Consider the following 24,157-nt stretch of genomic DNA (forward strand, 5'->3'; position numbering starts at 1 on the left):
TTAAGAGAGGGTTAGGGAGAGGTCATTCCCCCTCATCTTAACCTTCTCTCTAAGGGAGAAGGAACTTGAGTAGAATAAACAAAACCCAAACAAAGCCCGTTGTCATTCAATGGGCTTTGAATCTAAAATGTTGTGAATTTTAAAAAATTAATGATTCCAAGTATTTTGGAATCCCATGAGGACAAAGCATGCATTTAGTTCAACGTGTTGCAGCAGTTGTATTAACTTTAGGTCTAAGTGCAGGCTTGGCGGGCTGTGGTGGTTTTCATTTAAAAGGAACTAATCCAACTGCCGCACCATTGGCTTATCAAAGGCTCAATCTTGCTTTGCCTAAAAATACCGACGAATTGGAAAAACAGCTGAGTGTTTATTTGGCTGCCAGTGGTGTTCAACTGAGTAATGCCAACGATGCCTATACGCTGCGTGTGCTTGATTATACACCGCGTCGTCAACTCCTTAATGGAAAACTCACCGAAGTTTTATTACGCTTAACTGTCACTTTTCAGATCGAAGATCACCAAGGCAATCCGATTACTGCGCCACGCACTTTAACCGCAGCGCGTAGTTATCAATATGATTTAGCGACGGTTAACACGGAAAATCAGGAAGAGACTTATCTGGATCGTATTGTGATTGATGATATTGCTCAGCAGATTGCGCGTCAGATTTCTGCCAACCGTTTACCGAAAGTCACGCCACAGAGTACATCTAACTAAATGTATCTTTGTGTTGATCGATCATGAAACTGGACTATTTACAAGCCTTAAAACGCGCAGCAGAAGCGCGTGGCGCATGGATTTTGCACGGACAAGAACCTTTGCTTGAGCAAAATTTATTGGATCATTTTCGTAAAAGCTGGCAGCAACAAAACATTGAACGCCAGCGTTATGACATCAGCAGTGTCAATGACTGGAAAAACGTTTTTAATGCATTAAATAGTCTTTCTTTATTTTCACAGCAACTTGCCATTGAAGTACATGGCAACATCAAACCTGATGCCAATGGACTCAAACAGCTCAAAAGTTATTTACAACATAATGAGTCCAATCTCTTACTGATTGTTTTACCGAAACAAGATAGTTCAAGCTTAAAGTCGGCATTTTTTCAAACGGTTGAAGCCAATGGTGTGGTGGTTGCTTTAACAGCTACCTACCCTCAAGATCGTCAGCGTATTTTAACAATTGAAGCTGAGAAATTAGGAATTCAACTGGATTCAGATGCCTGGGCATGGCTCATGCAGCATCATGAGCATAATTTATTAGCCGCAAAAAATAGTTTAATGCGGGTAAATGATACATTTCCTGAGCATTCTCTGATCCAAATTGAACAGCTTTATGCCTGTTTACAAGATCAATCTCGCTATACTACTTATGATTTAAGTGATGCTTTACTTGAAGGCAATCTGGCACAATCCATTAAAATTTTTCAGTATCTAGTTGCTTCTGGCGAACCACATAGTTTGATCTTGTGGACACTCAGTAAAGAAATGCGGCTCTTAATGCAGTTATTTGAACAACCGCAAAATGCCTTACAATTGGGAATTTGGAAAACCAAAGTTTCTCTCTATCAACAAGCATTACGCCGTTTACATCCACAACAATTTTTAAACTGGCCTAGCTTGTTATTAAAAGTCGATGCGTCTATCAAAGGTATGTCTAAAGAAAATCCAGAACATTTGATTCAGCAAGGGATTGCGGAACTCTGTGGAAAAACCTTGTTTCTCGTTTAAGACTATTCTGCACTATTGCATTAAATCAATAAAAATATTCACGTTTTATCCTTAATTCACTTTTATACTAGTGCCAAATTACGTCGAACTCCAGATATTGCTATGCCAAAAATAAAAGCCTCTAAAATGATCATTGCGGTGGTGTGCGTCGCGATTATTGCTGCACTCGCATGGACTTTTTTCAAACCAAAACAGCAACAGCCGCAGTATATTACTGAAACAGTTTCACGCGGTGATCTGGAAAATACTGTACTGGCGACAGGTACACTCGATGCCACGCGCCTAATTAGTGTCGGTGCGCAGGTGTCTGGTCAGGTCAAAAAAATGTATGTGCAATTGGGAGATGAAGTCAAACAAGGGCAACTTATTGCACAAATTGATTCGACTACTCAGGAAAATAGTTTAAAAACTGCCGATGCCAATATCAAAAATTTAGAAGCACAGCGCTTACAGCAACAAGCGAACCTGAATGAAAAGCAACTGGAATATCGTCGACAACAACAAATGTATGCACAGGATGCCACCTCAAAAGCCGAGTTAGAATCAGCTGAAGCTGCTTATAAAACAGCGCAGGCACAAATTAAAGCACTCGATGCCCAGATTGAATCGGCTAAAGTGACTCGTTCCACAGCTCAGACCAATATTGGTTATACCCGAATTGTTGCACCAACAGATGGTACAGTGGTTGCGATCGTGACCGAAGAAGGTCAAACCGTAAACGCCAATCAGTCTGCACCAACCATTGTTAAAATTGCCAAACTGCAAAATATGACCATCAAGGCACAAGTCAGTGAAGCAGACATTATGAAAGTGGAAAAAGGTCAGCAGGTTTATTTCACGACATTGGGCGATGATAAAAAACGTTATGCAACCTTACGTCAGATTGAACCCGCGCCAGACTCTATTTCGAGTGAATCGAGCAATTCATCGAGTTCTTCAAGCTCAACCAGTAGCAGTGCCATTTACTATAATGCTTTATTTGATGTACCCAATGAAGATGGTAAATTGCGTATTGATATGACAGCTCAGGTTTATATCGTACTGGATTCAGTGAAAAATGCTTTATTGGTGCCTTCTTCTGCATTATCCAGTCGACCAGCAGGCGCACAGAATCGTACAGCCCGCACTCAAACTGCGGGAGCTTCAACACCAAATGCAGAACATAAACAACGTGATAAAGACAAAAATACTCCAAGTTTTGAACGGCTGAATTTAAACGCGGAACAGAAACAGGCAGTTGCAGAGGGTAAAGCCAGCTTAAGTGTGGTTCGTATTTTACAAGCAGATGGTTCTGCTCAACCGAAACAAGTGTTGATTGGTATTAATAACCGTGTCAATGCTCAAGTCCTTGCAGGCTTAAAACAAGGTGATCAGGTCATTATTGCCGATAGCGCTGATACTTCAGCCGCTTCTGCCAATAGTGGTAATCGTCGTCGTGGACCTATGGGAATGTAAGCATGACTCAACAAGCTTTGCTTGAAGTCAGCAATCTGGTACGTGAGTTCCCTGCTGGCGATAGCACCGTTCAAATTTTAAAAGACATTAACCTTACGATTTATGAAGGTGAATTAGTTGCCATTGTCGGTCAATCAGGCTCTGGCAAATCAACCTTAATGAATATTTTAGGTTGTCTGGATCGACCAACCAGTGGTAGCTATAAAGTCAGTGGACAGGAAACAGGAAAACTCGAACCTGATGATCTGGCAAAGTTACGCCGTGAATATTTTGGATTTATTTTCCAGCGCTACCATCTACTGGGCGATTTAACGGCTGAGGGTAATGTCGAAGTGCCTGCCGTGTATGCAGGTGTCAATCCTACAGAACGAAAACAACGTGCCACCGCTTTACTCACAGAACTGGGCTTAGGCAGTAAAACCCAAAATCGTCCAAGTCAATTATCTGGTGGTCAACAGCAACGGGTTTCTATTGCTCGCGCCTTGATGAATGGTGGTGATGTCATCCTTGCCGATGAACCCACTGGTGCGCTTGATTCACATAGCGGTGTTGAAGTGATGCGGATTTTACGCGAACTCAATGCGGCGGGTCATACTGTCATTATTGTCACCCATGACATGCAAATCGCCAAAAATGCCACACGAATTATTGAAATCAGTGATGGTGAAATTGTTGCGGATCGAGCCAACGTACCTGAGTATGAAACTGAATTAAATTCTGATCCAGATGCCGCTCCTGCGCTTGCCAATAAACAAGCCAAAGGCAAAAGTGTTTCGGCCTTACGTTCTGCGCTAGATCGACTTTCAGAAGCATTCCAAATGGCATTATTGTCCATGAATGCCCATCGTATGCGTACTTTTTTGACCATGCTCGGCATTATCATCGGGATCGCATCCGTGGTCACAGTGGTTGCTCTGGGCAACGGTTCGCAAAAGCAAATCCTGGAAAATATTAGCAGTTTGGGCACCAATACCATTACTGTGTTTCAGGGGCGCGGTTTTGGTGATAACTCTAAAACAGCTAATTTTAAAACACTGGTTCCCGCCGATGCAGAGGCCTTGGCGACACAGCCTTATGTGAGTGCGGTCACGCCGATGGTCAGCACCTCAAAGACCATTCGTTATCAGGAAAATGAAGCCAATGCGACCATTAATGGTGTGGGTAATGACTATTTTGATGTAAAAGGCTTAACCTTTAAAGATGGGCAAAGCTTTGATGGACGTAGTGTGCGTGATCGTACGCAAGATGTTGTGATTGATACCAATACCCAAAAACAATTTTTTGCCGATGGCAGCAATCCGATTGGGCAAGTGGTGTTACTTGGAAGTGTACCTGCACGTATTATTGGAATTGTAGAACCGCAAACCAGTGCAATGGGCTCAGATGATACGCTAAACGTGTATATGCCCTACACCACAGTCATGAGTCGTATGTTAGGTCAAGCCAATGTGCGTAATATCATTGTGCGGATTAATGATCAATATTCCACCAGTGCTGCGGAAAATGCCATTGTGAACTTATTGACCTTAAGACATGGTCAACAAGATATTTTCACCATGAACAGTGATAGTATCCGCCAAACCATTGAAAAAACTACCAGCACCATGACCTTGCTTGTGTCTGCGATTGCCGTGATTTCACTGGTGGTCGGAGGAATCGGCGTGATGAATATTATGCTGGTATCCGTGACAGAGCGTACTCAGGAAATCGGAGTTCGTATGGCAGTTGGTGCGCGACAAAGTGATATTTTGCAACAGTTTTTAATTGAAGCAATTTTGGTGTGTTTAATTGGCGGTGTACTCGGTGTGCTGTTGTCACTGGGTTTAGGACAACTGATTAATAAAGTCGCCGCAGGAAACTTTGCTGTTGCCTATTCGACCACCTCGATTATTGCAGCATTTGTATGTTCTACCCTCATTGGTGTGGTTTTTGGATTTTTACCAGCAAAGAATGCCGCAAAACTCGACCCTGTTGCAGCGTTGGCACGAGAATAATAGGAAGCATTATGTCATTATCTAAATTAACCCCGTTATGTGCTCTCATCATTGCTTCATCTACCCTTGTTGGTTGTGCTGCTGTTGTTAAAACGCCATATCAGACACCAAGCGTGCAAACGCCACAACAGTTCCAATATGATCAAACTGCTAAAAATACAACTTTTGACCGTTATGCAGATCATTGGTGGACATTGTTTGGTGATCCACAATTGAATCAACTGGTCGATCAAGTCATTGCTAAAAACACGGACTTGGCTGTTGCTGGAATTGCAATCCAACAGGCGCGTTTAAAAGCCGGTTTAGCAGCCGATCAACAAGGCCCACGCGTCAGTTCAGGGGTTTCTGCCGGACATAGAATTGATCTCAACTCGGGTGATGACAGCTCACAAGGTTTATCTTTAAGTGCAGGTGTCAGCTATGAACTAGATCTATTTGGTAAATTGGCACGTCAGACGGAAGCATCAAAATGGGAAGCTTTAGCCACTGAACAAGATTTACAGGCGACTGCCCAAACTTTGATTGGAACAACCGCAAAACTCTACTGGCAACTGGCTTATCTGAATGAAAGCCTAGCAACGGCGAAACAAAGTCTGGCAACTTCTGAGAAACTGTATAGTTTAGTGAATAGCCAATATAAAGCTGGCGCTGTTTCAGGTTTAGATCTGACTCAAGCCGAGCAATCGGTACAAAGTCAAAAAGCCAATTTAAGTCAAATCCAGCAAAGTCTGGTCGAAACGCGTACTGCCATCGCTGTGTTACTTCATATTCCTGTACAACAGTTAAATTTACAGGAACCACAACGTCTGCCTCAAGTCAGCTTACCGCAGATTGCAGCAGGATTACCCGCGGATATATTATCGCGCCGCCCTGATTTAAGGGCATCAGAACTACACCTACGCGAAAGTTTAGCAAACAAAGATGCCACCACTGCGAGTTATTATCCCTCTATCAATTTAACTGGAAATCTGGGTTCGAGTAGTACCTCTTTGACGGAGTTAATCAAAAACCCTGCCCTGACTTTAGGTGCTAGTTTGAGCTTACCTTTTTTGCAATATAATGATATGAAAAAGAATATTGCAATTAGTCAGTTGGATTATGAAAAAGCCATTATTCAATATCGTCAGACTTTGTATCAGGCATTTGCCGATGTTGAAAATTCTCTTTCGGCACGTACTGAGTTAAATCAACAAGTCCAATTACAACAACGTAATCTGGAACTGGCTGAAAAAGCCGAGCGTTTAACCGATGTACGTTATCGCAATGGTGCTGTGGCGTTGAAAAACTTACTGGATCAACAAGAAACGACACGTGCAGCGAGATTAAGTTTAGTCAATACCAAACAGAATCAATACAATGCTTATGTCACTTTGATGCAAGCATTGGGTGGTTCGCCGATATCACAATTACCTTGATGTCAAAAGCCACTTCGGTGGCTTATTTTTTCTGATCAATTAATCTTCTGGATAGGAATCTTAATCTTTTAGCTTATTAAGATATTTCATTGCACTCATCTGAACAACCTCATCCGTTAAAAATTCATTATAAAAAATCCTTTTCTTTTGAATATTCAAAACCTGATTTTTCAAATATTTGTTCGGATAATTCACCAAAAATTTCATCGGATTTTTGGAAACTAAATTAGATCACCTTAATCAATTTGCGATCTTTGCTATGATCGGCAGCTTATACATACAAAAAAAATCGAGTGAATGACTCAACTCGATTTTTTATTAAAACTTTAGACATTAAATTTTAATGTCTTAAAATCTTTTAATATTTAACGCTATAACTCAGACCGTAAGTACGACCTTGAGCAGGTAGACTTGAAATCGCTCCATAAACAGGTACAACGGCTTGGCTATACACCGTTTTGTAATCTGTATTCCAGACATTATAAACACCAAAGCCCAATGTTCCTGGCCCAACTTTAGCATTTGCGATTACATCCATCACTGCATAGCCTTTAACTTTGGCCGCTGCATTTGGCTGAACATTGGCATCATAAACGGCTTGAAGTGAGTCTTTATAAGCCTTGTCGGTGCCTTTGATTGCAAGGGTTTGGACTCTTAAACTATTGCCATTACCATCTTGCCACTCACCAAAAACTGTTCCTTTAATGGGTGAAATTTGTAAAGCATTCAGCTCACGCCATTGTCCGCTGGCATCCTTAAATTCACCACGGGTATAACCTAATGTACCGCCGATGCTAAATTGCTCGAGTACAGGAACACTGACATTAGCTTCCGCACCATAAATACGTTGATCTGTATCTGCGACATTGACACTACGGTCAGATTTAAACTGAACCACTTTATCAGAGGTATTATAAAAACCCGTTACGCCTAAATTCAGGCCTTCATCGCCCTGTAAACGCCAGCCCAACTCATAACTGTTGACCTTAATCGGCTCAACATTGCTAGATTGCACTACAAATCCTGCCTGCACATCACGCAATACGCGCTGCATATCAGGTAAACTGAAACCTTGTGAAAAATTGGCAAAAATCTGCTGTTGGTCAGTCAATTTAAATACTGGGCCAATGTTAAATAGCGTAGCATTGTGCTTGACTGAACCTGCCGCAATGACTGCTGGATTATAACTTTGACCTGCTGATGCACGGTCATCAGCAATGAGCAATTCTGTCGTCGGTGAAAAAGCATCACTGTCACTCTTAATATGCTGATAGCGAATCCCCGCTTGCACATTTAAACGATCAGTTAATGTGTAATCCCCCTGCAAAAAAGCACCCAGATTTTCAACGGTTACTTCTGGCCCATAAGCAATATTGGTTCCTGTGGATTTGATATTTAAACCATTACTGGCAATGAATGTATTTAAGTTATAACGATCTGCTTCCTGACTGCCTTCTTCGTGATCATAATCAACCCCGTAAGTCAGTTTTAAATTACGGTTCGCCACATTTAGATTGGATTCCATCGCGGCACGAACACCTGCCACTTTGGACTCATTTTCAGATTGGAGAACTGCATAAACAGGTGCTGCACGGGTATACGCTGCGGCAAATGGGTAGAAACGCGCTTTTTCATTTCGATAGTAGGTTTCAATATTTAATATCTGACCGAATAAATTTTCATTACGGTATTGTGCATTAACCCCATAACGTTCTGTAAATGGCTGATCATCTAGTTGTAAACCTTTCACCGCTTTAAGTGATGGCTTGGCACCAAACAACACCGCCACATTTTTCCCGTAATCTGGGCCATAGTCACTGTCTTGTTCATCATTATAATACTGAGCACCGACACTCAAGGATTGCTGATCCGTCAATTTAAAAGTCATACGTCCATTGACATCAATGGTTTCAGTGTCTGAACGATCTGTTTGTGCAGGTTCAGGCGCAATACGGTCGCCATGACTGTCCTGTATTTCACCGCGCTTGGTATAAGTTGCACCTAAAAACCCGCTGAGTGCCCCCTGATTAAAAGACATACTCTGCATGGCTTCATAGGCTAAAGCATCATGATTAAAATCATTGCCAGAAGTCACGCCTAGTTTGGTTTCAAAGCTTAAAGGCTTGTCACTGCCACGTTTGGTAATGATATTAATAATACCGCCTGTCGCTCCAGATCCATAAATACTGGTTGCACCTGAAACCACTTCGACACGTTCAATCATATCTGGACTGATACTGTTAAACTGGCGTGACAAATCACGCGAACCAGTTTGTGGTACACCATCAATCATGACCAGAATCTGGCGGCCACGCATGGTTTGTCCATAGTTACTGGTGGTTCCACTACTCGCGCCCAATGACGGAATCAGTTGCGCCAAAATATCTGCAATTTTCCGACCCGCCGCGGCTTGTTGCTGAATTTGAGCTTGATCAATCGATTGCACTGTCCCCGCGATTTCAGCAATACTTTGTGCTGAACGTGTTGCAGTGGTGACGATTGGTGCTAACTGTTTGGTGGTCTGTACAGACTGCTGTGTATCCCCCGATACTTGTGTATCAGCATAAAGCTGACCGCTTACAGCAAGACTTAATACAGTAATAGATGTAGCAAATGAACGATGTTTCATGATAATCCCTAAATAAGAGTGGGGTTCGTTTTTGATTTTCTAACAATCATCTGAGACAAAATGACACTTAAAACTGAAGCAATGGCAAGCACGATATAAAAATTGCCATACCCCAATCCTTTGGCTAAAAAGCCAGAAAAAGCACCTCCTAAGAAATAAACCAGCAACTCAAAACACACCAGAATGGTAAAGTCAGTACCCGCCTGTTGTTTTGAACTGTTCTGCATGAAATACGCATAGAGAGCCGTCATGGCGATATAACGAATCGCCAAAATGACAATCACAAATAAACCCAATAAGCCGTGCCAGACGTCAAACCAACTGAGTAAAATAGCGATGCCAATGACGGCATAGACAAAAGTTCTTAACCAACCCGCCCAGATCAAAAGTTGGGTTGCTGCCAATTTTTTGAGTAAAAATGCCGCCGTTACCGCAGCCAATAATCCGACTAATGCGCCAAATACCGACATCAACACCCCGATTTCAGTCAAAGACCATTGCTGATCTATCAGCATAGGATTGAGCATGGCCATGGCAGGTGCTTCAACAAAGCGATAACATAGGATTAGTAGCAAGGCCCAACGAATTTCTGGGCGTTTAAAGGCATTTTTTAAACTTGGCGGTTGTTTGAATGTCGTCTGCTGTGGACGTTCTTTAATTTGCGATATGGCCAACATCGTGAGCGCGGTTAATACCGCCAAAGTCAGCAAGGCAGCTTGCCAGCCATAATGTTGATAGAGCCATAAGGTTGCAGCACCACCAATCATACTGCCTAAAGCCACGCCGATACTTTGTGCCATACTGCCCAAACGATATTCAGACTCAGCTAATGTCTCGACGGTATAACCATCAATCGCAATGTCCTGAGTGGCAGCAAAAGTAGAAATCCACAAACCTATAATTACAAAGATCCAGATCCCATAATTAAACTGAGTCATCGCGAGCATGATCACTCCTGCAACTAATGCCAGTTGCGTAAACAACAGCCATGTTTTACGTTTGCCCAGTTTTTTCAGATAAAAACGATCCAGTACGGGTGCCCAGAAAAATTTAAAAGCCCACGGAATATAGAGCAGTGACAACATGCCAATCCAACGTAGATCAACCCCTTGATGTCGCAAAATGGCAGGCAATGCCACATTGTAAAAATACAATGGTAAAGCATGCGCTAGATATAAAATGACAATTACGCCCAGTCCCAATGCCGAGACTGCTGTGATTTGTTTTTGGTTTGTTATGTGATTTGCGTCTTGCATAATGACCTCTGCACGGCCCAATCCAGTGCATCTGTTTTAGATAAACTTACAAAATAAGGCACTTGCCAAGCCTGCTGTAAAGCTGGTGTATCCAGACGAATACGATCATCTTCATCCTGTGCAATACGAGCCAATCCCAAACAATATTGGAAAAAAAGTGACTTATAGCTTTTGTACCAACGTGACTGAATTTCCCGATAATCCTCGGGAAATTCAGTCTGTGGTAAGGTTTGCATAATGAGGACAAAAGCACGTCCCTGATCCAGAAAAACCTGTATCTGCGACAGCCAATCTTCAAATTCCTGACTCGACACCTGACCTGAAAACTGCATATCAAGAATCTGGATATAATGACTACTTAAGCTCATGAGCTATATTCTGCCGCTAGATTTTGTTTCTTAACTGATTGCGAGCGAATCAGATCATCTTCAAATTTGTTATAAAATTTATCGCGATAGCAGTAATACAGCATTGCTGTTTTTTCAGCCATTGGAATCAAGCGCTGCGCTTCATAGCATAGTTCTTCTACAACCGCCGCATAGGGTTTAACGGTATGATCAGGTTCACCCACGATCTTGATCGATTGAGCATGTTCAAAAATATAAAAACTTAATAATCGAATGGTCGGACGTAAATATCCTTTACCAAAAGCTGATTTTTCACCAAACAGCAAATGCCAACCCAAATCATGCTCGTGACCATCATAATAGCGCCCCAAACGATCACGCTTGCCTTCATAAATTTCGGTATAACCGACATCTTGCCCATCAATGCCAACAATTAATAAGCGTTGATGATCATCAGCCAGCATTTTGTCAAAATAAACCTGTAGCTCTAATTCAGTTTTGTTGAGTTGCCATTGTGGAATCACATGCGGTTCATGCATCCATTTATGTAGTAGGGCTATATCCTGTGGATATTGCACCTGACGCAAATAATATTGAGTGCCTTCTTCAAAATATTCATAATAATCAGGAAGCTGACTTGAAATCGTATTCATTTTTATCTCATCACTAGGCAATTTGAATGTCTTTAGATTCGGTTTGGAGCTGACGCTTCCAGTCTGCTAATGTTTTTTCACTGACAGGATTTGGAATAGGATCAAGAAAAACAGGAACAGGACGTTCTGCTTCATCGTTATAACTTGTGGTAAATAAGCGCACCCGATTAAGACAAATTTTTTCGAACTCAGGACGCAGCATGGCGAACTTTTCAATTCTTTCTGATAATTCTGGATGTGATTGATGCAAATCCAGAATACTGTTTTGGATGGTTTGCCAGAAATCCAGCTCGCTATATTCTGAAAAATCCTCTAAAAACACATTACAGATATAGCGGTAATGCACCATGAATAAGCCAGTAAAGATAAAATGGCTCAGCTCTAATGCACTGTGACGTAATAAAATATTCCCTTCTTCAGGTAAAGCATTAAGCTCAGGGAAATCTTCATCAACCAAATTCACATCATCAATAAAATCTTTAAGAACTAAAGCTTTGGGCACACCATTTTCATGTACCAACATGGTATTTTCGCCATGTGGTGAAAATGCCAATCCATAACGATAAAGACAGATCAGAAGCGGCGTCAAACACACCTTTGCGAACTGCGCCAACCAGTCTAGCGGCTTTAACTGAGATGCTTCGATTAAAGTCTGAAGGACGGAACGGCCAGATAAATCGCGGTGCAATAATGCGGCTTGTGACAATACTTGCTGATCGGAAGAAATATACGGATCAATACTTTCTCGCCATAAACAGCCAAACAATTCTTTAAACTGATATGGCACGCCATCTATACGATCGAAACATGGCTGATGAATGGTTAAAGTCGCAACTTCTCCCAAAAACACCACTCCACTTGCTTGCAAGTCTGAATCATTCGCTAAAATACTTTTAAGCCAACCTGTCACAGCAGGTGCAGCCAAATTTCGTTTTGAAGGTAAGCCTCGATAAACTGCCGTATTAAAAATACTGACGGGAAGCTTAATATAATGCCGTTTCGGGTTAGAAATATTACATAGAGTTCTAATCGATTGCATCGGTACAAAACTGTCTGAGCTGATATCCAGTTCAACGATTTTTTGATCGACAATTTCATTGGCATAAGTTGCCACTAACCATTGATGCCATTGCCATGCATGTACAGGAATGAGGTAATAATCTTCGACACTCAAACCCTTTTCAGATAGTTTTTGCGCGAAGTGTTGTAGCTCTTTGGCATCAAATTCATGCTGATAGAGTTCTGCTGCACTCCAGTTTGAGCTAAAACGATAATTGGCCAGATCACGATGCACTGCCAGCCACAACACTTTCACTTCAGGCGACAATTCAGGTGCAGCATTGAGATAGTCATCATAGCCAAAGCCCATACGGCCTTTACTCATGATGAGCCACGGATGTCCACGTAACATTCCTTCAATTCGATGATGCGATTCCGTTAAAATAGCTTCGCTATTTAAGCGTTTTTCATCGAAAAGATGTGCTTCTGCCAACCAAGTATTATTCATTTCCTTGATCAGATAAGCTTGGGTAAATGGTTTAACCTGAGTCGCTTGCGCTGCTGCAACGATAAACTCATGTAAATTCCATGCTGCTTGATGATTGAGCTGAGTTAAATCACGAACAGATCCTGACTGAATATTCCAGTGACCTAATAAATAGCGATAACCATTAAATTGATAAGTTCGGTCTGCCAACTGTAATTGATACAATCCATTGCCTAATGATTCAACGTCGATAATTTCTTCATATAAAAATTCAGCAATCGCCATTTCAATTAAACGCTGTCCAGCCGCTCTCCATTGCTGCTGGTTAATTTGTAACTGTGCAAAACTCATAGGGATTTCTCGTACTGAAAAACATGGGACAAGACTTGTTTCAGCTTGGATTTATTTCTTTGAAGATGCAGCAGATGGTTTGTGGGACGACGATATTGACTCACCTCCACTCCTCTGTGATCTGATTTGTCCTGACAAGTCTCAACCATGTTTGTGACAGAATGGGTAAATTGAATATTTGGATTTTGACTCAAATCGAAATGTTGGAACGTTTGCGGCTGATCACCTAACTCATACAGAGTCTGCTGAACCAGTTGATTGGCAATCACTGCCGAACGATAAGCGCCCAACCCTAAGTCTGGCGTACCCACACCATGACTATGCATTTCCTGATTTTGCACAAAAATATTTCCGCAGGCTGAATGTACAAGCTGATAATCCTGAGTAATCTTCCAGCGATGTTTCGAATCTCGTTCAATCAGCGGCGAGATTTTTTCCATAAAACTTAACTGGGGGGTACGATAACCTGTAGCTGCAATCACATGATCAGCATCTAAGTAAAACGCCTGCTGCGTGGTCTTATGTACAAAATGCAAACGGATTTGTCCATTTGTTAAAGATATCGCATCGATTAACTCGCAACTATTATGCAAATGAGTCGCAAAAGGCTGTGCAGAAATGCTGCGCTGATAGAGTTTGTGATAAATCTCACGAATGGTTTTGGCACTAATGCCTTTATAAAGCAGAGCTTGTTGAGCCAATTGACTGCTCTTCACTTTTTCATCAAGTTGATAAAAATGTTGCAGATAATCTGGACTAAAATGCTCCAGACCCAACGGTGCATATTCCATCGGGAAAAAACCACTGGAACGGGTAAACCAATGCAATTCAATATTTTGATCTGGCCAATTATTTTGCAGCTCAAATAAATCCAGAAATACTTCAGCCGCAGACTGTCCAGATCCTAAAACAACGACATTTCCATTTAAATCAGCTTTATTTTTAAACAGATAGTGCGCCGAGTGTAAGCATTGTTCAGGACGAATTTCTGCAATAGCTGATAAGCAAGCGGGTAAATGAGGAACATGACCCGTGCCAATCACAAGTTGTTTACAGCGATAATGCTGCTTAACACCCTGCTGCTCAACAGTGACCTGAAAACCAGAAGCTAAGGCTTCAATGCCCACGACTTTAGACTGATATTGAATGTGATCGAGTTGCGCCGCAACCCACTGGCAATATTGATTATATTCTCGTCTTGGAATATGCGACTGTTCAAGAAAATAAAATTTATATAGCCGTTGCTGATGTTTTAAATAATTTAAAAAGCTATAAGGACTGGTAGGATCAACCATCGACACCAAATCTGCCATGAACGGCACTTGCAACATGGTGTTAGGTAGTTGCATACCTGCATGCCAGTCAAACTGATCTTTTTGCTCAAAAAATAAATAGTTCAGTTTGGTTTTGTCTTGCAGCAAACTGGCTAAACTTAAATTAAAAGGGCCTAAACCAATACCAATAAAATCAAGCATAGAGTAAATCCTCTTGTTTGATCATCAGTGGATTCGGTAGTTCAACATACACAGATTGATGCTCAACAGGTGCAATCAACTCATCCAGTTCATGCAACCGAGTCAGCAAATTGCCCTTATAAGGCAGGCTGTCTTTGTACAACAAACCTTTTAACAATGAACTTTGCGGATATTGCGCTAATAATGCGATTAAGGTTTTTTGCAGATATTCGAGTAAATCATCTTCAGACACATAGCCCGTCGCAGCAATCGCATTCATCAACCCAAACAAGGTATTGCCAAAGAAATAATAACTGAAACGTTCATCCACAAAGCTTTGTGGTCCAACTGCATGCGCTTTTTCATTGAGTTCGGGAAACTGGTGAAGTACTTTCTCGGCCAATTCCTCGATATAATAAAAACCCTGATTATCACGTAACCAGATATTTTTGGGCTTAAAGTTCTCAAGTTCCACCAAAACATTTTGCTGATGTGACTCAAAAGCCATGCCATATTCATGGTAGAGATACATCAATGGTTTTAGGCTAATTTCTAGAAAGTCATGAAACCAATTCATTGCAATTTGTTGATGGGTAAATGACGGATGCTGCTGACTGATTTTGTCAAATAAAGCATTAAAACGATTCAGCGGTTTAGTGGGATGATCCTGACACAACGAGGCGATACAGGTAATCTGATCATTGCGGTTAAAAGGCTGCTCTCTAAAAATACAAATACTTTCATTAATGATTTCATCATCCAGTCGTAGCGCAATCCATGCAGGATCATTCACCGCTTTAAGGGTGGGACAATGTTTCAGTATTTGTTTACCTAAAACGCTATGCCATAACCGATGTGTCAATTCCCCCCGATGACATTCTTTAGCCAGATTGATCCGAATTGAATTGGTAATCATCACTGACAATGAGGGTTTAAGCATCCACGGCGATGAAAAACTGGCCAGTGTTCGCACGGAAGTGGTTGGATAAAAATCGACCCCTTGTAAGCCAAGATCAATCAATCTCGTTTTTTGCTTCAGCTGACCGTACCATTTCTTACTTTGCAAATAACGGGCTTGCCACGGATGTAAAGGCAATAATTTATAATGCGGGTAGTTTTCTAAAAGACGTCCATCCGCTTCAGACGTGTGCCATTTCAAATAATCTTTAAGCTGATTAGAAATGAGTTGCCCTTCTGCACTCCCTTCGGCAATCGAATCTGGATGAACCAACCAGAAATGAAGTGGCGTTTTCCCTTGATATTCAGGCGAAAATTTATGCCAATCTTCATGAATAAAACCTGTACGGCTTTTCGGTGCTGGATGCATACTGTGTCCCAACAACAAAGCTTGTTCAGACTCGATAAAATTTTGTTCTGCATCAATTAAAGCATCTAAGTTCTGTGATCGATGGTTTAAAAACTGCTGCAAGGCATCACGACTTTGTATCCATCGCTCAATGAGTGATGCCGCATCTAATTTATTGGTTTCATTTAAAATTAATTCTTCCAATAAAATGGTGGCAATCGCCACCATACTTAAATCACGAAATTGATGATTGATCCATAACTTTGGCAGTGCGGCCAGACGATGTCGACCCACTCGACTAACATAAGATAAAGCAACCAGTACTTGAGCATTTAAGCTTTCAACTGGAATTACAAGTAAGGTCAAGCCTTGGCTAAACACTTGTTGGAGAGAGTTTTGTTGAAAGTTTTCGAGTAAATGCCCTTTACCAGTTTCCTGCGTATAAGCATTGACGAGATGTTGCATCGCCAAACGATTGGCAAGCTCTTTCATCGGAAGATCCTCTAAGATAGAGTAAAGTAAGTGATTTTTGACGAATCACTGACATTAGCTTTTGATTTTTCTTAAACAGCACACTGCTTAAAGGCAGTAAAAACAAAATAATGATAATAATTAACATTTATATTTGCAATTTATTGAATTTTTATTATAATTTGGTAAATTTCATATAAGCATTTGATATTTTTATCTATTATTAATTTTATGAGTCAACGATTATTTGACATTTCTCATGATATAAAACTATTAAATTTTGACTCGGGATTGGGATTCTTGATTAAAATTCCATACAAAAACAAGGGATTAAATTTTTTGAAAAAATTAGAAGCATGATTAAGTTCTTCATATATTTCCATAAAATTCATTACATGCACGAGTTTGAGTGAATATGAGTGGTTGGTATTTATTGATAGCTTAGATTCGAAGCCTATAAAAACCTATAAAAATATAAAAACCATAATCAGTTCTGCTCTTGGCTAGACATATTCAGCATACACCGATCGATCACGGCAAAGAATTACAGTTTTTCTGCACCAATTGCTCATCCGATCATTCAATTTAAGCCTATGAATTAGTCAAGTTTTAGAACATTCATAATGAATCATGAAAGCTATCCAATTAAAAACTTGTCAAAATGACAGGTTTTTACCGCAATATCTGCAATCTCTGGAACAATCCCTGAATCACGGTCAGAACGATAAATTGCACTGTATTTAATGAGGGGTAATCTTGGCGTGAAATTTAAAATTCTTAATTTGTCGCTATTAATTAAATGTTCTAAAGGCTTTAATGGCAAATAAGTAATGCCCATTCCTGAAATGGTCAGACCTAATTGCGCCATTAAACTATTACAAATAATATTTTTATTTAAAGTAATTTTTTGCGATAAAAAATAACGCTCATAAATCAAGCCTGTACCCGAAGTTGCGCCTTGAACAAAAAATGAAAATTTCTCGCGACTGGCTTGTTCAAAATCAATATTTTTATTTTTTGGAATGAGTTTTGGTGAACACATCCAGACATTTTCCACACTTTTAAGGGGAAGTGATTTTAATCGAACATCATCATACATATCAGGCGCAATAATAATATCGAGCTGGTCATTAATAATATTTTCAAATAAGACCCGACTGACTTCAACGGTCGGCTCAATATGTACTCTTGGATAAATTTGTCGGATCTTTTCAATAAAATCTGGTAGCCATGTCATGGCGGTTAATTCAGTGACCCCTAAACGCAAACGACTGATCAACACTTTTTTATCGCTGACTTTTTCGAGCATGGCATCGCGGCGTTCCAAAATTTCCTGACAATAAATCAGAAGCTCCCTGCCCTGTTCAGTGAGTTTGGCATTACGATTACTTCGGTCAAAAATTTCGATATCAAATGAGCTTTCAAGCTCATGGATACGTTTTGAAATCGCAGACTGTGACATGTGCAATTTATCTGCTGCCGCTTCAAAACCACCTAACTTACAAATCCAAGTCAGTGCTTCCATTTGTTTAAACGTGATCATATTGATTTCCTTCTGGATGAGATCAACATAAATCCTTTAATCACGGATAGCAAATAGCCAGAACTTAATGGACAAGTTTTAATATGAATAAGACACTGTTTTTATTTACAAAAAAATATTTAAAAAAATTAAACATGAAAAAAAGTGTTTTAAAAATATAGATAAATATCGCTAAAAATATTATTTAAGCATTGCTAGTATCAGCTCAAGAGGAAAAATCATCTTCAATGGATTTTGAGAATTAGAGGATACCACCATGTCATTACCCGGCAGTATGATTCACCCCGCAGCAACGCCACTGACTCAGCAAGAACGTCAACAATTTGTTGATGTCGTGACGCCTCATCTCAGCGACAACATGAACCGAAATGTCGGTATTCATGGTCTACAACGCTTTAATAAAACAGGGAAACTGATCGGAACTGCACTCACCGTAAAAGTCCGTGGCGGAGATAACCTATTGGTATATAAAGCCATGACCATGTTGCAAGACGGTCATGTTTTGGTGATTGATGCTCAAGGCGATGAAAATAACGCGATTATTGGCGAACTGATCAAATTAGACTGCATCCGTCGTGGCTGTGTTGGTTTTGTGATTGACGGCGCAATTCGTGATGTTGCCAGTTTTGAAAATACACCATGTTATGCCCGTTCGATTACTCATCGCGGCCCATTTAAAACAGGCCCAGGTGAAATTAATGTACCTGTTATTGTCGGTGGTCAAATTGTTAATCCCGGTGACATCATCGTCGGCGATGAAGATGGTGTGGTGTCTTTCCCTTATGCACATAAAGATGAATTACTTGCCTTAGCCGCCAAACATGCAGACAAGGAAAATAAAGTCAAAGAAATGATCGCATCGGGCGTTGAGAATCAGTCGTGGTACATGGATCTGCTTCGTGAAAAGGGATATCTCTGATGAATGCTATGAATTTTATCTCCCAGCGCTTACAGATGATCAAGCCATCACCAAGTATTGCTGCCAATGATCTGGTCAATAAATTACGCGCAGAAGGTAAAGATATTATTAACTTTACCATTGGTGAACCTGATTTCGATACGCCTGAGCACATTATGCAAGCAGCGATTGAAGCGATGCGTAAAGGTGATACCCATTATACCAACGCAGCAGGTACAGTCGCAGTACGTCAGGCAATTAGTGAAAAACTGAAACGCGATAACCAGCTTGATTACAGCATAAATGAGATCGTATGTGGCAGTGGTGGTAAGCCGCTTATTTTTCATGCTTTTGCAGCAACGCTAGATGTACAGGATGAAGTGATTATTCATGCACCTTACTGGGTATCTTATCCTGATTTGGCTACCTTGAATGACGCGACGCCCGTGGTGATTGAAGGACGTCAGGACAATGGTTTTAAGCTTACAGCCGAAGATCTTGCACCAGCCATTACCGAAAAAACCCGTTGGGTGGTGTTGAATTATCCAAACAACCCAACAGGTGCAGTGTATTCCAAACAGGAACTTGAAGCTTTAGCAGAACTGCTGAGAAAGTATCCTCATGTCCTGATTATGCTGGATGAAATTTATGAATTTTTCGTTTATGACGATTATCAGCATATTTCACTGGCTCAAATTGCACCTGATTTAAAAGATCGTATTTTGATTATTAATGGTGCTTCAAAAGGTTATGCCATGACAGGCTGGCGTATAGGTTACGCCGCTGGGCCAGAATGGTTAATCAAAGCCATGACCAAACTGATCTCACAAACTACGACTTGCCCAAGCTCGGTCAGCCAAGCTGCCGCAGTAGCTGCATTTGTGGGTGATCAACAGCCCATTTATGACATGCTGGAAATCTATAAAACACGTCGTCAGCGTGTGGTCGAGTTGCTTCAACAAATTTCTGGTTTTGATTTTGAACCGCCGCAAGGTGCATTTTATGTCTTTGCCAATGTTGCAGGTCTGATTGGTAAAGCCACACCTCAAGGGCAAGTGATCCAGTCTGATGCCGATGTCGTTGAATATTTACTGCGCGAAGGCGGTGTCGCAACGGTCAGTGGTCAGGCTTATGGCATGTCCCCATTTATTCGTCTTTCTTTTGCAAGCTCAATCGAAGTGATTGAAGAAGGATGTCAACGGATCAAGAATGCGGTTGCAAAACTCGCTTAATCGTATTCTTTATTATTAACGATGTTGAGAGCATAACCACGATGTCAAACTAATCGAGCCGATGCAGGTATGGAGAGGCCGTCACGGATGACAGCGCAACACTTTATGCTCTCACCCCTACTCCTTTTGGGGTGAATGATGAACAAGAAACCAAAAATTTCATTAGTCTGGCAAATCATGATCGGTTTGGTCTTGGGTATTTTAGTGGGTTTTTACCTCAATACTCATCCTTCCGATAATAAATGGTTAATCGAACAAGTCTTCCAACCGATGGGTGATATTTTCATTAAACTGATGAAAATGATCGTGATCCCGATCGTCTTTTCATGTCTGGTCGTGGGTATTGCTGGGCATTCCGATGGCAAATCCATGGGACGCATGGGCGCTAAAACCATTTTTTATTTCCTGTGTGTGACCACAACAGCGATTATCATTGGTCTAGTGGTTGGAAATGTCGTAAAACCGGGTGCAGGGGCTGACCTTTCATCGATGGTTGCAGCGCATGTGAATACCTTACCGACCACCGAAACCAAGCATGGTCTAGGTCATGTTATTTTAAATATCATCCCAGACAATATTGTCGATGCCATGGCAAAAGGGAGCTTGCTTCCTGTGATTTTCTTTGCTGTGATGTTTGGTTTAGGCGTCGCGTCTTTACCCCACGAGAAAAAAGACATTGTGGTTTCTTTCTTCTCGTCTGTATCAGAAGCCATGTTTAAAGTGACACATATGATTATGGCGTATTCTCCAATTGGTATTTTTGGGATGATCGCAGTCACCGTGACCAATTTCGGCATGGAATCCATGTTGCCTCTGCTTAAATTGATTGGCACAACTTATGTCACTGCAATTTTATTTGTTGTCATTGTCTTTGGTCTGATTGCTCGATTCATCGGAATCAATATTTTCCAGCTGATTCGCTTTATGAAAGCGGAACTAGTGCTGGCCTTTTCAAGTGCAAGTTCGACCACAGTATTGCCGCAAGTGATCCAAAAGACTGAACGTTTTGGTTCTGACCGCGGTATTTCAAGCTTTGTGGTTCCAACGGGTTATTCATTTAATCTTGACGGTGCATCACTCTTCCTTGGTTTGGGGACGCTGTTTATTGCCCAGATTTACGGCATTCATTTGTCGCTTGCAGATCAGATCATGCTGGTGGTGACGATGGTCATTACCTCTAAAGGTGCAGCAGGCGTACCGGGTTTTATGTTTGTGATTTTATCGGCGACTTTATCTAGTGCAGGGATTCCACTCGAAGGTATTGCCTTTATCGCAGGGGTTTATCGTCTGATGGATATGCCAAATACAGCTCTAAATGTCTTGGGTAACACGCTAGCACCGTTAGTAATTTCTAAATGGGAAGGTAAATTCAGCGAAGAGCGTCATCAACAAGCCTTACTCAGCATGAAACATTCAAATCCTTCTGTTGCTCAGCCTACTTCGGAATCTTGAGGTAATCCCCATGCAAAATTTATCTTATGTCGATGAAAACGAAGGTCAAGCTTGGCTCAACTTTCTGGAACAACTGGATCGTGTAGAGCCATATCTGGGCGATCTCAAAGAAAATCTGGATCATTTACGTCGTCCCAAACGTTCATTGATCGTGAATATTCCAGTCAAAATGGATGATGGTACGGTTCGTCATTTTGAAGGTTTCCGTGTTCAACACAGTATTACTCGTGGTCCGGGTAAAGGCGGGGTTCGTTTTCATCCTGATGTGAATCTGAACGAAGTGATGGCACTGGCAGGCTGGATGACTATTAAATGTGCAGCGTTAAATTTACCCTTTGGCGGTGCTAAAGGTGGCGTTCGGGTTGATCCGACGACGTTGTCTAAAAACGAGCTGGAGCGTTTAACCCGTCGCTATACTACGGAAATCAATTTGATTATTGGACCGCAAAAAGATATTCCTGCACCAGATGTGGGTACGACACCCCAAGTGATGGCATGGATGATGGATACTTATTCCATGAATGCAGGTTCTACTGTGACTGGGGTGGTGACAGGTAAACCAGTACATTTGGGTGGTTCACTTGGTCGTTCCAAAGCCACTGGGCGTGGTGTATTTGTCACAGGACTGGAAGCCGCACAAAAAATTGGTTTAGACATTGCGCATGCAACGGTCTGCGTACAAGGCTTTGGTAATGTTGGCGCTGAAGCAGCCTTACTGTTCCATGAGTCTGGTGCCAAAGTGATTGCGGTACAAGATCACACCGCAACACTATATCATCCTGAAGGCATTAACATTCCAGACTTATTGGCTTATCAGAGACAACAAGGTGCCATTAAAGGCTTTGATATGGTTCATGATATCGACAAAAATGAACTCTGGAATATTGAAGCCGATATCTTTATTCCTGCTGCACTCGAAGGTGTCATTAGCAAAGAAATCGCACAGAAACTTCAAACCAAGCTGATTCTGGAAGGCGCCAATGGCCCCACCGATCCAGCCGCAGATGATGTATTAAATGAACGTGGCATTGTGATTGTTCCAGATGTCATTTGTAATGCGGGTGGTGTGACCGTCAGTTATTTTGAATGGGTTCAGGATTTAGCCAGTTACTTCTGGACGGAAGATGAAATTAATCATCGTATGGACGTAATTATGCGTAAAGCCATTCATGATGTCTGGGATCGTGCACAACATGCCAATTGTTCACTTCGAACAGCCGCGTATATCGTTGCCTGTGAACGAATTTTACTGGCGCGTCGTGATCGGGGTTTAATTATCTAGGCAATTTGTAGACCATTTTAAAGCTTGGAAGCATCTCTATAGATATTAAAGATGCTTCGTTCAATCTTATCGAGATGATCTAAGAACTGATCTTTTAATGAAATATCTAATAAATACAATAACATTTAAATGAAAATAAAGTCCGAGTTATAGCTAAAGTTTATTCGGCCTTCTTTAATCTGTATTTTGATTGCGCAAAGATTTGAACTTAACTCATCTCCCTATCTGCACTGACCTAAATAACGGCTAGATAAAATTATGAAATAAAACGGTCAATGCCATCTTATCCTTTGGCAGCATGAGTTAGATGATAGTGGCTACTTATTTAAGTGGTCTAAAAGGGACTTAAGCATCTAGCACTAAATTAAACTATTTCTAAAGATTTTAAGCATCATTGGAGGTGATTATTTTTTAATCAAATGTAAGAGTTTTCCTACATTTTCTGTAAGAAATATCTTATTTTTTTGTCAGCTTATTCATTTTAAACTTCTTGTTATCGTTGTTCATCTCAATGTTTTATCACGCATAAACATGAGAAAATATCATGCTGGGAGATAGACTATGTTTCGCAATAGAAATACAGATGAGGTTCTAAATCAAATTTATGATTTTATAAAAGAACGACCAAATTTTTCTAAAAAAGCCCAATGTGAAAAAATTATCGATTTTTTTAGAGAAATACATGAAGAAAATGATGTTGCGTTTGAATATGAAAAACCACATCGAATTATTGGAAACTTTGGTTTTCCTCTGATCGTCTCGATTCACGATGCGCCCGATTATAATGATAAGCAGCGTTTCATTGACTGGGTTTTAGCACGAATCTAACTCTCCAGCTTTGAGTCCGCTCTCGATACTGTATTATGCAATGCTCTGATCAAGTCTATATACAGGCTGTTTAATTTCTTATCTATTTGATTTAAATTCACTTTTTATCTAAACAACCAAAAGGATTTTAAGATCATTTTGTTGATTTCAGGATGACTCAAAAAAGTTTCTTAAATATTTTCAAAAACTTAACAAAATAAAATTTAAGTCGATGATTTTTATAAATATTAATTTTTAAAAAACTAATGCTATTTATATAAAATTGTGTATAATTTCGCCAAATAAACCCTCGCTTGATTGTAGAAATTTTCTATGACTTAAGTGAGGGTTTTTACATGGATGGCTTATCTGGAAGGGATAATATCGAGTCTTAGAT

Annotated in this window: 18 protein-coding genes; 10 read left to right on the forward strand and 8 right to left on the reverse strand. The window is 40.7% G+C overall.

From position 1 onward, the window contains the following. Positions 1-188 precede the first annotated feature (188 nt). From lptE to J500_RS05470, 5 genes are all read left to right on the forward strand, one after another. Positions 189-716: an LPS assembly lipoprotein LptE gene (gene lptE / locus J500_RS05450; RefSeq protein WP_004990882.1), complete on the forward strand. Its 528-nt coding sequence runs from the start codon at positions 189-191 to the stop codon at positions 714-716. Between the two features lie 23 nt (positions 717-739). Beyond that, entirely contained in the window at positions 740-1,729 is a 990-nt protein-coding gene (holA, locus tag J500_RS05455) for a DNA polymerase III subunit delta (RefSeq protein ID WP_004996050.1), read from the forward strand. Between the two features lie 102 nt (positions 1,730-1,831). Further along, positions 1,832-3,184: a MacA family efflux pump subunit gene (locus J500_RS05460; protein ID WP_004996047.1), complete on the forward strand. Its 1,353-nt coding sequence runs from the start codon at positions 1,832-1,834 to the stop codon at positions 3,182-3,184. A 2-nt stretch (positions 3,185-3,186) separates the two neighbouring features. Next, positions 3,187-5,178 (forward strand): MacB family efflux pump subunit, encoded by a 1,992-nt coding sequence (locus J500_RS05465; protein ID WP_004996045.1) that lies wholly within the window; start codon positions 3,187-3,189, stop codon positions 5,176-5,178. Between the two features lie 11 nt (positions 5,179-5,189). After that, complete coding sequence (locus tag J500_RS05470) at positions 5,190-6,593, forward strand: efflux transporter outer membrane subunit (RefSeq protein ID WP_004996044.1); 1,404 nt, start codon at positions 5,190-5,192, stop codon at positions 6,591-6,593. Positions 6,594-6,951: 358 nt separating this feature from the next. Here J500_RS05470 and J500_RS05475 read toward each other — a convergent pair whose 3' ends face one another. From J500_RS05475 to J500_RS05510, 8 genes are all read right to left on the reverse strand, one after another. After that, on the reverse strand, positions 6,952-9,222 hold the full coding sequence (locus J500_RS05475; protein WP_004996043.1) for a TonB-dependent receptor: 2,271 nt from the start codon (positions 9,220-9,222) through the stop codon (positions 6,952-6,954). Positions 9,223-9,230: 8 nt separating this feature from the next. Next, positions 9,231-10,478, reverse strand: coding sequence for an MFS transporter (locus J500_RS05480; protein WP_004990894.1), 1,248 nt, complete (start codon positions 10,476-10,478; stop codon positions 9,231-9,233). Next, positions 10,457-10,846, reverse strand: a complete 390-nt coding sequence (locus J500_RS05485) for a hypothetical protein (protein ID WP_004990895.1) — start codon at positions 10,844-10,846, stop codon at positions 10,457-10,459. Before J500_RS05485 ends, J500_RS05480 begins: the two co-directional genes overlap by 22 nt. Further along, positions 10,843-11,478, reverse strand: coding sequence for a GNAT family N-acetyltransferase (locus J500_RS05490; RefSeq protein ID WP_004990898.1), 636 nt, complete (start codon positions 11,476-11,478; stop codon positions 10,843-10,845). Before J500_RS05490 ends, J500_RS05485 begins: the two co-directional genes overlap by 4 nt. Before the next feature lie 13 nt (positions 11,479-11,491). After that, positions 11,492-13,315 carry an IucA/IucC family protein gene (locus tag J500_RS05495; protein WP_004990900.1) on the reverse strand — a complete coding sequence of 608 codons (1,824 nt, stop codon included), beginning with the start codon at positions 13,313-13,315 and terminating at the stop codon, positions 11,492-11,494. Further along, positions 13,312-14,790 carry a lysine N(6)-hydroxylase/L-ornithine N(5)-oxygenase family protein gene (locus tag J500_RS05500; protein WP_004996040.1) on the reverse strand — a complete coding sequence of 493 codons (1,479 nt, stop codon included), beginning with the start codon at positions 14,788-14,790 and terminating at the stop codon, positions 13,312-13,314. Before J500_RS05500 ends, J500_RS05495 begins: the two co-directional genes overlap by 4 nt. Further along, positions 14,783-16,567, reverse strand: a complete 1,785-nt coding sequence (locus J500_RS05505; RefSeq protein WP_004996038.1) for an IucA/IucC family protein — start codon at positions 16,565-16,567, stop codon at positions 14,783-14,785. Before J500_RS05505 ends, J500_RS05500 begins: the two co-directional genes overlap by 8 nt. 616 nt (positions 16,568-17,183) lie before the next feature. Further along, positions 17,184-18,089 carry a LysR family transcriptional regulator gene (locus tag J500_RS05510; protein ID WP_034698611.1) on the reverse strand — a complete coding sequence of 302 codons (906 nt, stop codon included), beginning with the start codon at positions 18,087-18,089 and terminating at the stop codon, positions 17,184-17,186. A gap of 256 nt (positions 18,090-18,345) precedes the next feature. On the opposite strand from J500_RS05510, the gene J500_RS05515 reads away from it, so the two are divergent. From J500_RS05515 to J500_RS05535, 5 genes are all read left to right on the forward strand, one after another. Then, positions 18,346-19,008, forward strand: coding sequence for an RraA family protein (locus J500_RS05515; RefSeq protein WP_004990910.1), 663 nt, complete (start codon positions 18,346-18,348; stop codon positions 19,006-19,008). Beyond that, the gene (locus J500_RS05520; RefSeq protein WP_004996032.1) at positions 19,008-20,219 is read left to right on the forward strand and encodes a pyridoxal phosphate-dependent aminotransferase; all 1,212 of its coding nucleotides are present in this window, start codon (positions 19,008-19,010) and stop codon (positions 20,217-20,219) included. The genes J500_RS05515 and J500_RS05520 overlap by 1 nt, the downstream gene beginning before the upstream one ends. 138 nt (positions 20,220-20,357) lie before the next feature. Next, a complete protein-coding gene (locus J500_RS05525; protein ID WP_227613797.1) occupies positions 20,358-21,671 on the forward strand; it encodes a cation:dicarboxylate symporter family transporter in 1,314 nt (437 codons plus the stop codon). 10 nt (positions 21,672-21,681) lie between these two features. Further along, positions 21,682-22,953 carry a Glu/Leu/Phe/Val family dehydrogenase gene (locus J500_RS05530; RefSeq protein WP_004996026.1) on the forward strand — a complete coding sequence of 424 codons (1,272 nt, stop codon included), beginning with the start codon at positions 21,682-21,684 and terminating at the stop codon, positions 22,951-22,953. 561 nt (positions 22,954-23,514) lie between these two features. Beyond that, positions 23,515-23,781, forward strand: a complete 267-nt coding sequence (locus tag J500_RS05535; protein WP_004990919.1) for a hypothetical protein — start codon at positions 23,515-23,517, stop codon at positions 23,779-23,781. Positions 23,782-24,157: the final 376 nt, after the last annotated feature.

Origin of the sequence: Acinetobacter sp. 479375, assembly GCF_000581715.1 — a bacterium.
Classification (GTDB): domain Bacteria; phylum Pseudomonadota; class Gammaproteobacteria; order Pseudomonadales; family Moraxellaceae; genus Acinetobacter; species Acinetobacter ursingii.

Coding starts and splice junctions, on each gene's coding strand:
- lptE (WP_004990882.1), top strand. CDS start 189: ATGCATTTAGTTCAACGTGTTGCAGCAGTTGTATTAACTTTAGGTCTA.
- holA (WP_004996050.1), top strand. CDS start 740: ATGAAACTGGACTATTTACAAGCCTTAAAACGCGCAGCAGAAGCGCGT.
- J500_RS05460 (WP_004996047.1), top strand. CDS start 1,832: ATGCCAAAAATAAAAGCCTCTAAAATGATCATTGCGGTGGTGTGCGTC.
- J500_RS05465 (WP_004996045.1), top strand. CDS start 3,187: ATGACTCAACAAGCTTTGCTTGAAGTCAGCAATCTGGTACGTGAGTTC.
- J500_RS05470 (WP_004996044.1), top strand. CDS start 5,190: ATGTCATTATCTAAATTAACCCCGTTATGTGCTCTCATCATTGCTTCA.
- J500_RS05475 (WP_004996043.1), bottom strand. CDS start 9,222: ATGAAACATCGTTCATTTGCTACATCTATTACTGTATTAAGTCTTGCT.
- J500_RS05480 (WP_004990894.1), bottom strand. CDS start 10,478: ATGCAAGACGCAAATCACATAACAAACCAAAAACAAATCACAGCAGTC.
- J500_RS05485 (WP_004990895.1), bottom strand. CDS start 10,846: ATGAGCTTAAGTAGTCATTATATCCAGATTCTTGATATGCAGTTTTCA.
- J500_RS05490 (WP_004990898.1), bottom strand. CDS start 11,478: ATGAATACGATTTCAAGTCAGCTTCCTGATTATTATGAATATTTTGAA.
- J500_RS05495 (WP_004990900.1), bottom strand. CDS start 13,315: ATGAGTTTTGCACAGTTACAAATTAACCAGCAGCAATGGAGAGCGGCT.
- J500_RS05500 (WP_004996040.1), bottom strand. CDS start 14,790: ATGCTTGATTTTATTGGTATTGGTTTAGGCCCTTTTAATTTAAGTTTA.
- J500_RS05505 (WP_004996038.1), bottom strand. CDS start 16,567: ATGAAAGAGCTTGCCAATCGTTTGGCGATGCAACATCTCGTCAATGCT.
- J500_RS05510 (WP_034698611.1), bottom strand. CDS start 18,089: ATGATCACGTTTAAACAAATGGAAGCACTGACTTGGATTTGTAAGTTA.
- J500_RS05515 (WP_004990910.1), top strand. CDS start 18,346: ATGTCATTACCCGGCAGTATGATTCACCCCGCAGCAACGCCACTGACT.
- J500_RS05520 (WP_004996032.1), top strand. CDS start 19,008: ATGAATGCTATGAATTTTATCTCCCAGCGCTTACAGATGATCAAGCCA.
- J500_RS05525 (WP_227613797.1), top strand. CDS start 20,358: ATGAACAAGAAACCAAAAATTTCATTAGTCTGGCAAATCATGATCGGT.
- J500_RS05530 (WP_004996026.1), top strand. CDS start 21,682: ATGCAAAATTTATCTTATGTCGATGAAAACGAAGGTCAAGCTTGGCTC.
- J500_RS05535 (WP_004990919.1), top strand. CDS start 23,515: ATGTTTCGCAATAGAAATACAGATGAGGTTCTAAATCAAATTTATGAT.